This is a genomic window from Streptomyces liliifuscus, assembly GCF_016598615.1.
GTDB lineage: Bacteria > Actinomycetota > Actinomycetes > Streptomycetales > Streptomycetaceae > Streptomyces > Streptomyces liliifuscus.
In genome coordinates this window covers 9012682-9026147 of record NZ_CP066831.1, presented here as the reverse complement: position 1 = coordinate 9026147, position 13466 = coordinate 9012682, and the positions used below count along the sequence as shown (strand labels likewise).

Annotated in this window: 5 protein-coding genes and 2 rRNA genes; 3 read left to right on the top strand and 4 right to left on the bottom strand. The window is 65.3% G+C overall.

The window, feature by feature from the left end; genetic code table 11:
* Positions 1 to 8: 8 nt before the first annotated feature.
* Together JEQ17_RS38945 and JEQ17_RS38940 are read right to left on the bottom strand one after the other, a co-directional pair.
* A 23S ribosomal RNA gene (locus JEQ17_RS38945) occupies positions 9 to 3131 on the bottom strand.
* Between the two features lie 322 nt (positions 3132 to 3453).
* A 16S ribosomal RNA gene (locus JEQ17_RS38940) occupies positions 3454 to 4981 on the bottom strand.
* The 16S and 23S rRNA genes sit together here, the layout of an rRNA operon.
* Before the next feature lie 593 nt (positions 4982 to 5574).
* Between JEQ17_RS38940 and JEQ17_RS38935 the strand changes: the two genes are divergently transcribed.
* Positions 5575 to 6024, top strand: coding sequence for a PTS sugar transporter subunit IIA (locus tag JEQ17_RS38935; protein ID WP_200399623.1), 450 nt, complete (start codon positions 5575 to 5577; stop codon positions 6022 to 6024).
* A 76-nt stretch (positions 6025 to 6100) separates the two neighbouring features.
* Positions 6101 to 7771: a phosphoenolpyruvate--protein phosphotransferase gene (ptsP, locus tag JEQ17_RS38930; RefSeq protein ID WP_200401945.1), complete on the top strand. Its 1671-nt coding sequence runs from the start codon at positions 6101 to 6103 to the stop codon at positions 7769 to 7771.
* A gap of 94 nt (positions 7772 to 7865) precedes the next feature.
* Here ptsP and JEQ17_RS38925 read toward each other — a convergent pair whose 3' ends face one another.
* Positions 7866 to 8762, bottom strand: a complete 897-nt coding sequence (locus JEQ17_RS38925) for a hypothetical protein (RefSeq protein ID WP_200399622.1) — start codon at positions 8760 to 8762, stop codon at positions 7866 to 7868.
* 111 nt (positions 8763 to 8873) lie between these two features.
* Positions 8874 to 10841 (bottom strand): acetoacetate--CoA ligase, encoded by a 1968-nt coding sequence (locus tag JEQ17_RS38920; protein WP_200399621.1) that lies wholly within the window; start codon positions 10839 to 10841, stop codon positions 8874 to 8876.
* A gap of 213 nt (positions 10842 to 11054) precedes the next feature.
* Between JEQ17_RS38920 and JEQ17_RS38915 the strand changes: the two genes are divergently transcribed.
* Entirely contained in the window at positions 11055 to 13421 is a 2367-nt protein-coding gene (locus JEQ17_RS38915) for a glycoside hydrolase family 31 protein (RefSeq protein ID WP_200399620.1), read from the top strand.
* Positions 13422 to 13466: the final 45 nt, after the last annotated feature.

Sequence of the window (13466 nt, the reverse complement as noted above, 5' to 3'; positions counted from 1 at the left end):
GAGCAACTGAGGACAAGCCCTCGGCCTATTAGTACCAGTCAGCTTCACCCCTTACAGGGCTTCCACATCCGGCCTATCAACCCAGTCGTCTACTGGGAGCCTTAACCAATCTAGTTGGTGGGAATACTCATCTCGAAGCAGGCTTCCCGCTTAGATGCTTTCAGCGGTTATCCCTCCCGAACGTAGCCAACCAGCCATGCCCTTGGCAGGACAACTGGCACACCAGAGGTTCGTCCGTCCCGGTCCTCTCGTACTAGGGACAGCCCTTCTCAATATTCCTACGCGCACAGCGGATAGGGACCGAACTGTCTCACGACGTTCTAAACCCAGCTCGCGTACCGCTTTAATGGGCGAACAGCCCAACCCTTGGGACCGACTCCAGCCCCAGGATGCGACGAGCCGACATCGAGGTGCCAAACCATCCCGTCGATATGGACTCTTGGGGAAGATCAGCCTGTTATCCCCGGGGTACCTTTTATCCGTTGAGCGACGGCGCTTCCACAAGCCACCGCCGGATCACTAGTCCCGACTTTCGTCCCTGCTCGACCCGTCGGTCTCACAGTCAAGCTCCCTTGTGCACTTACACTCAACACCTGATTGCCAACCAGGCTGAGGGAACCTTTGGGCGCCTCCGTTACTCTTTAGGAGGCAACCGCCCCAGTTAAACTACCCATCAGACACTGTCCCTGATCCGGATCACGGACCCAGGTTAGACATCCAGCACGACCAGACTGGTATTTCAACGACGACTCCACCATGGCTGGCGCCATGACTTCACAGTCTCCCAGCTATCCTACACAAGCCGAACCGAACACCAATATCAAACTGTAGTAAAGGTCCCGGGGTCTTTCCGTCCTGCTGCGCGAAACGAGCATCTTTACTCGTAGTGCAATTTCACCGGGCCTATGGTTGAGACAGTCGAGAAGTCGTTACGCCATTCGTGCAGGTCGGAACTTACCCGACAAGGAATTTCGCTACCTTAGGATGGTTATAGTTACCACCGCCGTTTACTGGCGCTTAAGTTCTCAGCTTCGCACACCCGAAAGTGCACTAACCGGTCCCCTTAACGTTCCAGCACCGGGCAGGCGTCAGTCCGTATACATCGCCTTACGGCTTCGCACGGACCTGTGTTTTTAGTAAACAGTCGCTTCTCGCTGGTCTCTGCGGCCACCCCCAGCTCACGGAGTAAATCCGATCACCAGTGATGGCCCCCCTTCTCCCGAAGTTACGGGGGCATTTTGCCGAGTTCCTTAACCATAGTTCACCCGAACGCCTCGGTATTCTCTACCTGACCACCTGAGTCGGTTTAGGGTACGGGCCGCCATGAAACTCGCTAGAGGCTTTTCTCGACAGCATAGGATCATCCACTTCACCACAATCGGCTCGGCATCAGGTCTCAGCCTTGATGAGTAGCGGATTTACCTACCACTCGGCCTACACCCTTACCCCGGGACAACCACCGCCCGGGCTGGACTACCTTCCTGCGTCACCCCATCACTCACCTACTACAGGTCTGGTCCGTCGGCTCCACCACTCCCCTTTGCCCGAAGGCTCCAGGGCGGCTTCACGGACTTAGCATCGCCTGGTTCAATGTTTGACGCTTCACAGCGGGTACCGGAATATCAACCGGTTATCCATCGACTACGCCTGTCGGCCTCGCCTTAGGTCCCGACTTACCCTGGGCAGATCAGCTTGACCCAGGAACCCTTAGTCAATCGGCGCACACGTTTCTCACGTGTGTATCGCTACTCATGCCTGCATTCTCACTCGTGAACCGTCCACCACTAGCTTCCGCTGCGGCTTCACCCGGCACACGACGCTCCCCTACCCATCCGTACTCCCGTTGGGGATATGTGTACGAATGACACGACTTCGGCGGTACGCTTGAGCCCCGCTACATTGTCGGCGCGGAATCACTAGACCAGTGAGCTATTACGCACTCTTTCAAGGGTGGCTGCTTCTAAGCCAACCTCCTGGTTGTCTCTGCGACTCCACATCCTTTCCCACTTAGCGTACGCTTAGGGGCCTTAGTCGATGCTCTGGGCTGTTTCCCTCTCGACCATGGAGCTTATCCCCCACAGTCTCACTGCCGTGCTCTCACTTACCGGCATTCGGAGTTTGGCTAAGGTCAGTAACCCGGTAGGGCCCATCGCCTATCCAGTGCTCTACCTCCGGCAAGAAACACACGACGCTGCACCTAAATGCATTTCGGGGAGAACCAGCTATCACGGAGTTTGATTGGCCTTTCACCCCTAACCACAGGTCATCCCCCAGGTTTTCAACCCTGGTGGGTTCGGTCCTCCACGACCTCTTACAGCCGCTTCAACCTGCCCATGGCTAGATCACTCCGCTTCGGGTCTTGAGCGCGCTACTATATCGCCCTGTTCGGACTCGCTTTCGCTACGGCTTCCCCACACGGGTTAACCTCGCAACACACCGCAAACTCGCAGGCTCATTCTTCAAAAGGCACGCAGTCACGACCCACCAAGTAAACTTGATGAGCGACGCTCCCACGGCTTGTAGGCACACGGTTTCAGGTACTATTTCACTCCGCTCCCGCGGTACTTTTCACCATTCCCTCACGGTACTATCCGCTATCGGTCACCAGGGAATATTTAGGCTTAGCGGGTGGTCCCGCCAGATTCACACGGGATTTCTCGGGCCCCGTGCTACTTGGGTGTCTCTCAAACGAGCCGTTGATGTTTCGACTACGGGGTCTTACCCTCTACGCCGGACCTTTCGCATGTCCTTCGCCTACACCAACGGTTTCTGACTCGTCTCACAGCCGGCAGACTGTGAAAGAGAGATCCCACAACCCCGTACACGCAACCCCTGCCGGGTCTCACACGTATACGGTTTGGCCTCATCCGGTTTCGCTCGCCACTACTCCCGGAATCACGGTTGTTTTCTCTTCCTGCGGGTACTGAGATGTTTCACTTCCCCGCGTTCCCTCCACACACCCTATGTGTTCAGATGTGGGTGACAGCCCATGACGACTGCCGGGTTTCCCCATTCGGAAACCCCCGGATCAAAGCCTGGTTGACGGCTCCCCGGGGACTATCGTGGCCTCCCACGTCCTTCATCGGTTCCTGGTACCAAGGCATCCACCGTGCGCCCTTAAAAACTTGGCCACAGATGCTCGCGTCCACTGTGCAGTTCTCAAACAACGACCAACCACCCGTCACACACCGCTCACGCGATGCTGTACCGGGGCCGGCACTGAAGATCCAGACACAAGGTCCGTACCCTCAGACACCCAACAGCGTGCCCAGCCGGCTCCCGCCCAGAGATCATGCTTTCCACACCCTCTTACGAGGGCAGTACTTGCAAGCCTCCGGCTCGTGAACCGGCCGAATAATCAACGTTCCACCCTTGAGCAACCACCGTCGGACGTGTGCCGACGTAATGGCCCTGGACCACCAAGCAGAACTTGGCGGCCTAGATGCTCCTTAGAAAGGAGGTGATCCAGCCGCACCTTCCGGTACGGCTACCTTGTTACGACTTCGTCCCAATCGCCAGTCCCACCTTCGACAGCTCCCTCCCCACAAGGGGGTTGGGCCACCGGCTTCGGGTGTTACCGACTTTCGTGACGTGACGGGCGGTGTGTACAAGGCCCGGGAACGTATTCACCGCAGCAATGCTGATCTGCGATTACTAGCAACTCCGACTTCATGGGGTCGAGTTGCAGACCCCAATCCGAACTGAGACAGGCTTTTTGAGATTCGCTCCGCCTTGCGACATCGCAGCTCATTGTACCTGCCATTGTAGCACGTGTGCAGCCCAAGACATAAGGGGCATGATGACTTGACGTCGTCCCCACCTTCCTCCGAGTTGACCCCGGCAGTCTCCTGTGAGTCCCCAACCCTCCGAAGAGGTTGCTGGCAACACAGAACAAGGGTTGCGCTCGTTGCGGGACTTAACCCAACATCTCACGACACGAGCTGACGACAGCCATGCACCACCTGTCACCCGACCACAAGGGGGGCACCATCTCTGATGCTTTCCGGGCGATGTCAAGCCTTGGTAAGGTTCTTCGCGTTGCGTCGAATTAAGCCACATGCTCCGCTGCTTGTGCGGGCCCCCGTCAATTCCTTTGAGTTTTAGCCTTGCGGCCGTACTCCCCAGGCGGGGAACTTAATGCGTTAGCTGCGGCACCGACGACGTGGAATGTCGCCAACACCTAGTTCCCACCGTTTACGGCGTGGACTACCAGGGTATCTAATCCTGTTCGCTCCCCACGCTTTCGCTCCTCAGCGTCAGTAATGGCCCAGAGATCCGCCTTCGCCACCGGTGTTCCTCCTGATATCTGCGCATTTCACCGCTACACCAGGAATTCCGATCTCCCCTACCACACTCTAGTCTGCCCGTATCGAATGCAGACCCGGGGTTAAGCCCCGGGCTTTCACATCCGACGCGACAGACCGCCTACGAGCTCTTTACGCCCAATAATTCCGGACAACGCTTGCGCCCTACGTATTACCGCGGCTGCTGGCACGTAGTTAGCCGGCGCTTCTTCTGCAGGTACCGTCACTTTCGCTTCTTCCCTGCTGAAAGAGGTTTACAACCCGAAGGCCGTCATCCCTCACGCGGCGTCGCTGCATCAGGCTTTCGCCCATTGTGCAATATTCCCCACTGCTGCCTCCCGTAGGAGTCTGGGCCGTGTCTCAGTCCCAGTGTGGCCGGTCGCCCTCTCAGGCCGGCTACCCGTCGTCGCCTTGGTGAGCTTCTACCTCACCAACAAGCTGATAGGCCGCGGGCTCATCCTTCACCGCCGGAGCTTTCAACCCCCACAGATGCCTGCAGGAGTGTTATCCGGTATTAGACCCCGTTTCCAGGGCTTGTCCCAGAGTGAAGGGCAGATTGCCCACGTGTTACTCACCCGTTCGCCACTAATCCACCCCGAAGGGCTTCATCGTTCGACTTGCATGTGTTAAGCACGCCGCCAGCGTTCGTCCTGAGCCAGGATCAAACTCTCCGTGAATGTATTCCCGTAATCGGGAGAACACCACGAGAGCGGAACAACCAGCCGGAATAAGACTAGTCGTTCACTGCGTCCTCGCTGTGCGCCTGCCGGAACCATGCCCGGCAGGACTTTTTCAAAGGAACCTCATCTTCGGCCATGACGACCGGAGACGGGGTATCAACATATCTGGCGTTGATTTTTGGCACGCTGTTGAGTTCTCAAGGAACGGACGCTTCCTTCGTACTCACCCGAGATAATCTCTCGTGGCTTTCCTCTGGGCGCTTCCCTTCGGTGTTCCAAACTCTATCAGTGATTTTCCGTCTCTCTGACCACGGTTCTGCGGACATGCAGAACCAGACCCCGAGATAGGATCCGACAAGTTGGATGCTGCCAGGCAAGGACGCTTGGTCGCGTCACTCGGCCTCAAGCAGGTGTACGACTCTACATGCGGCTGCGGAGCGCGTGCAAATCGTTTGTGCCGCGCTCTACGGTCGCCAACCGGGTCCTCTCGTGCGGAACCGGCACTTCATATGACTTACGCTGCTGAGCAGTGCGCCGTCCAGGACAGGCAGCGACGGCCCATATGCATCTCCGCCCCTGGGAGGCTTCCCATGACCACCGTGACGTCCCCTCTTGCAGGACGCACCATCGGACTCACAGCTGTACCTGATCCGGTCTTCTCCGGAGCCATGGTGGGCCCCGGCACCGCGATCGACCCCGTCCGGGAGGCCTCGGCGGCCGTCGCCCCCATCGACGGCGTTGTTGTCTCGCTCCACCCTCACGCCTTCGTCATCGTCGACGAAGAGGGGCACGGAGTGCTGACGCACCTCGGTATCGACACCGTTCAGCTCAACGGCGAGGGCTTCGAGCTGCTCGTCAACAAGGGCGACACCGTGCAGCGCGGCCAGTCCGTGGTGCGCTGGGACCCGGCTGCCGTCGAGGCCGCCGGCAAGTCCCCCATCTGCCCCATCGTGGCACTCGAAGCCACAGCCGAGTCCCTCTCCGATGTCAGCGTTGACGCGGACGTGAAGGCTGGCGACGCTCTCTTCGGCTGGCACTGACTTCCCTGCCGTCATGAACAGCAGGCACGACAACCATCGCGGCGGCGGGACCCGCCGCTCTATCGGAGACGGTGACATGGAGACAACGCTGCGAGGCGTCGGCGTGAGCCACGGTGTGGCGATCGGCGAGGTTCGGCACATGGGAACGGCGGTGCTGGAGCCGCCTGCCAAGCAGATACCGACGGAGGACGCGGAGCGCGAACAGGGGCGCGCCCGCAAGGCCGTCGAAGCCGTTGCGGCCGACCTGATGGCACGCGGCAATCTGGCGGGCGGCGAGGCCCAGGCCGTTCTCGAGGCCCAGGCCATGATGGCCCAGGACCCGGAGCTCATGGCCGATGTCGAGCGGCGTATCGCGGTCGGGAGCACGGCGGAGCGCGGGGTGTACGACGCGTTCGCCTCGTACCGCGCGCTGCTGGCGAATGCCGGTGAGTACCTCGCCGGTCGTGTGGCGGACCTCGACGACGTGCGGAACCGTATCGTCGCCCGGCTCCTCGGTGTGCCGATGCCGGGTGTGCCGGACAGCGACGAGCCGTACGTCCTCATCGCTCGTGACCTCGCACCCGCCGACACCGCTCTGTTGGACCCGACGCTGGTCCTCGGTTTCGTCACCGAGGAGGGTGGGCCGACCAGCCACAGCGCGATCCTGGCTCGGGCGCTCGGTGTTCCCGCCGTGGTGGCGCTGCCGGGCGCGGGGGAGCTTGCCGAGGGCACGCTGGTCGCCGTGGACGGCAGCACCGGCGAGATCTTCGTGAATCCGAGTGCGGAGAAGAAGGCCGAGATGGAGGCCGCGGCCGCTGCGCGCAAGGCCGCGCTGGGCGCCTCGACCGGGCCCGGTGCCACCTCGGACGGGCACAAGGTGCCGCTGCTGGCCAATGTCGGCGGTCCCGCGGACGTTCCCGCGGCGGTCGCGGCCGGTGCCGAGGGCGTGGGTCTGTTCCGTACCGAGTTCCTCTTTCTTGACGACAGCAAGAACGCGCCGTCGGAGGAGAAGCAGGTCGAGGCGTATCGCACGGTGCTGGAGGCCTTCCCCGAAGGGCGGGTCGTGGTGCGGGTGCTCGATGCGGGCGCCGACAAGCCGCTCGACTTCCTGACGCCGGCCGACGAGCCGAACCCGGCGCTGGGCGTGCGCGGGCTCCGCTCGCTGCTCGACCACCCCGATGTGCTGCGGACGCAGCTGACGGCGCTCGCGAAGGCTTCCGAGGGACTGCCTGTCTACCTCGAGGTGATGGCGCCGATGGTCGCGGACCGTGCCGACGCCAAGGCGTTCGCCGACGCGTGCCGTGAGGCGGGTCTGCGGGCGAAGTTCGGTGCCATGGTCGAGATTCCGTCGGCCGCTCTGCGGGCGCGGTCGATCCTGCAGGAGGTCGAGTTCCTGTCGCTGGGGACCAACGACCTCGCGCAGTACACCTTCGCCGCCGACCGCCAGGTGGGTGCCGTGTCCCGGCTGCAGGATCCGTGGCAGCCCGCGCTGCTCGACCTGGTCGCGCTGTCCGCCGAGGCGGCCAAGGCCGAGGGCAAGAGCTGCGGTGTCTGCGGCGAGGCCGCTTCGGACCCGCTGCTCGCGTGTGTGCTGACCGGTCTCGGTGTCACCTCTCTCTCCATGGGTGCCGCGTCGATTCCCTATGTCCGCGCGACGCTGGCCAAGTACACGCTGGCGCAGTGCGAGCGTGCCGCGGCGGCCGCGCGTGCCTGCGACAGTGCCGAGGAAGCGCGCACGGCGGCCCAGGCGGTGCTGTCCGGCGAGTAGTCGGTGCCGTCAGCCGGCGGTGCCGTGTGCCGTTGTCGCTGATCGGCCGTGATCGAGGGGCGCCCCACCTGAGAGTGGGGCGCCCCTCGTGTGTTCAGTGCCTGTGCCGTGTCGTGGGTCCTTCCTCCCCCAGGTCGGGCGGTGCGCAGTAGTCGACGCCCGATTCCGGGGAGACGAGGTCGCCGGAGACGACGTCGGTGCAGTAGGCGTCGAAGACCTCGCCGGCGGTGAGCGGTTCCAGGCCTTCGCCGCGCAGGCGCCAGCCGTAGACACGGTCGGTCGTGTCGGGGGTGCCGACGCGCATGACCAGGCCACCGGGGCTCTGGGTGGCGATGCCCAGTGCGAGGACGGTGGTGAACTCGAGTGCCTCGGACTCGTCCAGGTGGGGTGTTCCGTGCTGGTCGTCGTCGGCCCGGAGGACCGCTACGAGTGTTTCGGGCTCCGTGGAGACGCTGCACACGAGGTGGCGCTCGCCAGGGCCCGAGGCGTCGAGGATGCGGACGAGCAGGTCGGAGGCGCGTACGAAGGCGACTCGGCCGATGTCCTCGCCGCAGGACGCGCAGGTGCCGATGCGGGAAAGCAGCGTAGTCGCGTACTCCCAAGTGGCCTGGCGGACGGCTTCGTCGATGAGGTTCGGGACGAGGTGGTCGAGGGGCTGGCCCTCGTACGGGACGGTTGCGCCTGTCGCGGCGAGTTCCGCGGTGAATCGGGTGCGGCTGGACGGTGTGTCGGGTTCCAGGCCGTGTTCGGCGCAGAATTCCGCGTACTCCTCGGGGTCGAAGAGTGCCACCGTGGTGTGGCCGCCCTGGGAGGCGAGGGTTCGGAGCAGGGCTTCCACCTGCTGGAGATAGCTCGCGTGGTTGTCGAAGGTGAAGGTGCGGTAGCGCCGCCGCATCGCGGTGAAGTCCTGCTCGTCGGTCAACAGGCCGATGGTTCCGGCGATTTCACGGCGCAGGACGCGTCGCATGGTCTGGTGCTGGGTGTGTGCCATTTTTCCCCCTGCGTGCAGTCGATCAATGCTCACTCACAGTAATCGGCGGCACTGACAACGCCCCTCGGACGTGGGGAGCACGCCCGAGGCGGCGCTGGCGTATGGGGTTGGTCAGGCTCGTTTGCGGGCCAGTTCCTCGTAGAAGCGGAGCAGGTCGAGGTTGTCGATGGAGCCGGGGTTGACCGCCTTTTCCAAGGGGGTGCCCTGGAGTAGGCGTTTGACCGGGACCTCGATGCGCTTGCCGGTGAGGGTGTGCGGGACTCCGGGTACCTCGATGACCTCGTCGGGGATGTGGCGGGGGGAGAGTTGCTCGCGGATCGTCTGCTTGATGCGGTTCAGGAGGGCGTCGTCGAGTTCGGCTCCTGGAGCGAGGTGGACGAAGAGGGGCATCCAGTAGCCGCCGTCGGGCAGTTCGATGCCGATGACGAGGGACTCTCGGATCTCGGGGAGCCGCTCCACGGCTTCGTAGATGTCGGCCGAACCCATGCGGACGCCCTGGCGGTTGAGGGTGGAGTCCGAGCGGCCGTGGATGACGACGGAGCCGCGTGAGGTGACGGTGATCCAGTCGCCGTGGCGCCACACTCCGGGGTACGTGTCGAAGTAGCTGTCGTGGTAGCGGCTGCCGTCGGGGTCGTTCCAGAAGCGGATGGGCATCGACGGCATGGGGTTGGTGACGACGAGTTCGCCGACCTCGTCGATGAGGGGTTCGCCGCTGGGGTCCCAGGACTGGAGGTCGGTGCCGAGGCCGGGTGCCTGGAGTTCGCCGACGTGGACCGGGAGGGTGGGCACGGCTCCGGCGAAGCAGGAACACACGTCGGTGCCGCCGCTGACGGAGGCGATCCACAGGTCCTCGCGCACCTCGTCGTGCAGCCAGCGGAATCCGTCGGGCGGCAGGGGCGAGCCGGTGGTGGCGACGCACTGGACGCGGGAGAGGTCGAAGTCACGGGAGGGGTGGACGCCCGCCTTCCGGCAGGCCATGACGTATGCCGCCGAGGTGCCGTAGAGGGTGGCGCCGGTGCGTTCGGCGATACGCCACTGGGCGGCGGTGTCCGGGTAGCCCGGGCTGCCGTCGTACAGGACGATCGTGGTGCCCGTCAGGAGGCCGGAGACAAGGAAGTTCCACATCATCCAGCCGGTGGACGTGTACCAGAAGAAGCGGTCCTCGGGCCCCAGGTCGCAGTGGAGGCCGAGCTGCTTGAGGTGCTCGACGAGGATGCCGCCCTGGGACTGGACGATGGCTTTGGGGAGGCCGGTCGTGCCGGAGGAGTAGAGCACCCACAGGGGGTGGTCGAAAGGGACCTCTTCGTAGAGGGGTGTCACGTCCGCCGATGTGAGGGCCGACCATTCCAGGGCGCCCTCGGGGGGTTCGGTGCCGAGCAGCGGGATGTGGACGACGGCGCGCAGGGTGGGCAGTTCGCGGCGCAGTTCGGCGACGGTGTCGCGGCGGTCGTGCTCCTTGCCGCCGTAGCGGTAGCCGTCGACGGTGAACAGGACGACGGGTTCGACCTGCTGGAAGCGGTCGAGGACGCTGCGGGCGCCGAAGTCGGGGGCGCAGGACGTCCAGACGCCGCCGACGGCCGCGGTGGCGAGAAGGGCGACGACGGCCTGGGGCACGTTCGGGAGGTAGCCGCTGACGCGGTCCCCCGGGCGTACGCCGAGGGCACGGAGTTCGGCGGCCAGGGAGCCGACCTGGCGGCGCAGTTCGGACCAGCTGACCGGGGTCGGTTCGTGGGTCTCGTCGACATGGAGGAGGGCGGGTTCGTCCGCTCGGGTGTCGGCCGCTCGCAGGGCGTGCTCGGCGTAGTTGAGGGTGGCTCCGGGGAACCACTGTGCGCCCGGCATCGAGCGGTCGCCCAGCACGCGCGCGTAGGGGGTCGAGAACCGTACGTCGAACCACTCGGTGACGGCTTTCCAGAACGTGTCCAGTTCGTCCACGGACCAGCGGTGCAGAGCGGCGTACCCGCCCTCGGCGGGGGCTCCGTGGTGCTCGGCCGCCCAGGTCTGGAATCGGGTGATCTGTGACTGGGCGATACGGCCCGGGTCGGGTTGCCAGAGCGGCGAGGGGTTCGCTGAGGTCATGGGGCGGCTCCCGGACTGTGCGCGTCGTGTGCGTGTACCGCGCACGGGCTGGGGTGTGCGCGTCACGCGGCTGACACGGACGATGCCATGTGATCGACATCCGCACCAGGGCGAGCCCCACATAGTCCGGCTCGTGAAGATGTGCTCCTACCACGGGTGAACGGAAGTTGAACGACTCACTCATCGGCCGTTTCGAGTGGCAGGCTGAGCAGCATGGACGGTCGTGACCTGGTGCGTTCGATGAAGGTGGTCGGTTCGGTGGGATCGGCCCAGGGGCTGCGCACCGTGCGGGCGGCGTGGCGGAGGAGGCGCGCCGACGCCTCGGGACTGCCGGCGCGGGGCGCCGAGCGTGCGCGGGTTCCCGGGCCCGTGCTGGGTGTGGAGCCGGGCCCCGGTGGCGGGGTCGTCCGGTTCACCCGGTCGGAGCTGCGGATCACCGTCACGACCGGCGGGGCTGTCTTCTGGGGCTGGGACGGGGCGGGGCCCGAGCCGTCGTACGCGCTCGCGGGTCCCTCTCCCGAACCGGACCCCCGGGCCCTGCTGGAGCCGGACAAGGACGGCGCCTGGCGGGTCGTGGCGGAGCGGATGACGGTGGTCGTCTCGCGGCACGGCGCCGTGGAGGTGCGTACGCCGGGCGGGGTGACCCTGCGGCGGGATCTGCCGCCGCGGTGGTGGGAGCCGGTGGGTGGTGGGGAGGCGCGTTGGATGCAGCGGTCCGAAGTGGCCGCGGACGCGCGGTTCTTCGGCCTGGGCGGGCGCGCGTCGGGGCCCCGGCTGCGCGACGGAACGTATCGGCTGTGGAACACGGATCCGGGGCACGCGTTCGGGCCCGGCGACGATCCGCTGTACATCACCATGCCGGTGCAGATGGTGGTGGCCGACGCGGCCACCCACCTGGTGTTCCACGACAGCACGTGGGACGGCGGTGTGACGTTGCGCGAGGGCGAGGAGGGTGCCGGGTCCGGGCACGACCGGGCCGGGACGAGCGAACTCCGGATGGACGGCGGGCCCCTGCGCTGCTGGGTGATGGTGGGCAACCCCGCGCGCGTGCTGCACGCCTGGGCGTCTCTCACCGGAGCCGCCGCTCTGCCGCCGGCCTGGGCCCTGGGCCACCATCACGCGCGGTGGGGCTTCGGGAGCGAGGAGGAGGTGCGGCGGATCGTCGGCGGCTATCACGAGCGCGGGCTGCCGCTGGAGGCCGTGCACCTCGACATCGACCACTTCGACGCGCATCAGGTGTTCACGGTCGACCGGGACCGTTTCCCGAAGCTGCCGGTGCTCGCCGAGGAACTGCGCCGGGACGGGATCCGGCTGGTGTCGATCGTGGATCCGGCGGTGAAGGCCGATCCCGGCAACGCCGTGTACGACAGCGGGACCGCCGAGGAGGCCTTTGTGCGGGACGCCGCCGGGCAGCCGGTGCGTGGTGTGGTCTGGCCGGGTGAGGTGGTCTATCCGGACTTCACGCGCGCGCGTACGCGCCGGTGGTGGGGCGGTCTCTACGAAGAGCGGCTCTCCCAGGGGTTCGCCGGTTTCTGGCACGACATGAACGAGCCGGTGTCCTTCGCCGCCTTCGGGGAGTCGACGCTGCCCCGTTCGGCGCGGCACGACCTGGAGGGTCGCGGTGGCGACCATCGCGAGGCGCACAACGTGTACGCGCTCGGCATGGCGCGGGCGGGTTACGAAGGCCTGCGCGAACTGATGCCCCAGGAGCGGCCGTTCCTGTTCTCCCGCTCCGGGTGGGCCGGAATGCAGCGCTACGGAGGGACCTGGTCCGGGGACGTGGCCACGGGGTGGCCCGGTCTGCGGGCGTCCCTGTCGCTGGTGATGGGCCTCGGGCTGTGCGGCGTGCCGTATTCGGGCCCCGATGTGGGCGGCTTCGACGGCAGCCCCTCCCCCGAGCTGTATCTGCGGTGGTTCCAGCTGGGCGCGTACCTGCCCCTGTTCCGTACGCACGCGAGTCTGCGGGCGGGGCGCAGGGAGCCCTGGGAGTTCGGGGACGACGTTCTCGGGCACGCGCGCGTGGCGCTCGTCGAACGGCGGCGGCTGCTGCCGTACTTCATGACGCTGGCGCATCTGGCACGCCGTACGGGTGCGCCCTATGTGCGGCCGGTGTGGTGGGGCGCGCCGGAGGACAGGGCGCTGCGGGACTGTGAGGACGCGTTCCTGCTCGGTGACTGTCTGCTGGTGGCGCCGGTGCTGGACCCGGGCGCCGATCGGCGTGCGGTGCAGCTGCCGCGGGGGCGCTGGTACGACACGGTGACCGAGGAGGCGTACGAAGGGCCCGCTCAGGTGCTGATCGACGCCCCCTTGTCGCGGATTCCGGTTCTGGCCCGTGCGGGGGCGGTCCTGCCGGTGCGTGGCGAGGACGGCGGGCTGGAGCTGGAGGTGTGGGCGCCCGCCCGCGGACGGACCGGGGGCGGGCTGGTGGTGGAGGACGCGGGCGACGGCTGGGAGGAGCCGGAGATCGATCGCTATGTGACGCGTCGGAAGGGGAAGCGGGTGATCGTCGAGCGGTACGGCGAGGACGGTCGCAGTGAGCCGTCACTGCCCGTTCGGGTGCGAGGGCTGGGAGCGTTGTGACACGCCCCTGAAGGGGGCCACAGCCCCCGGCGGGGTCACGCCCGA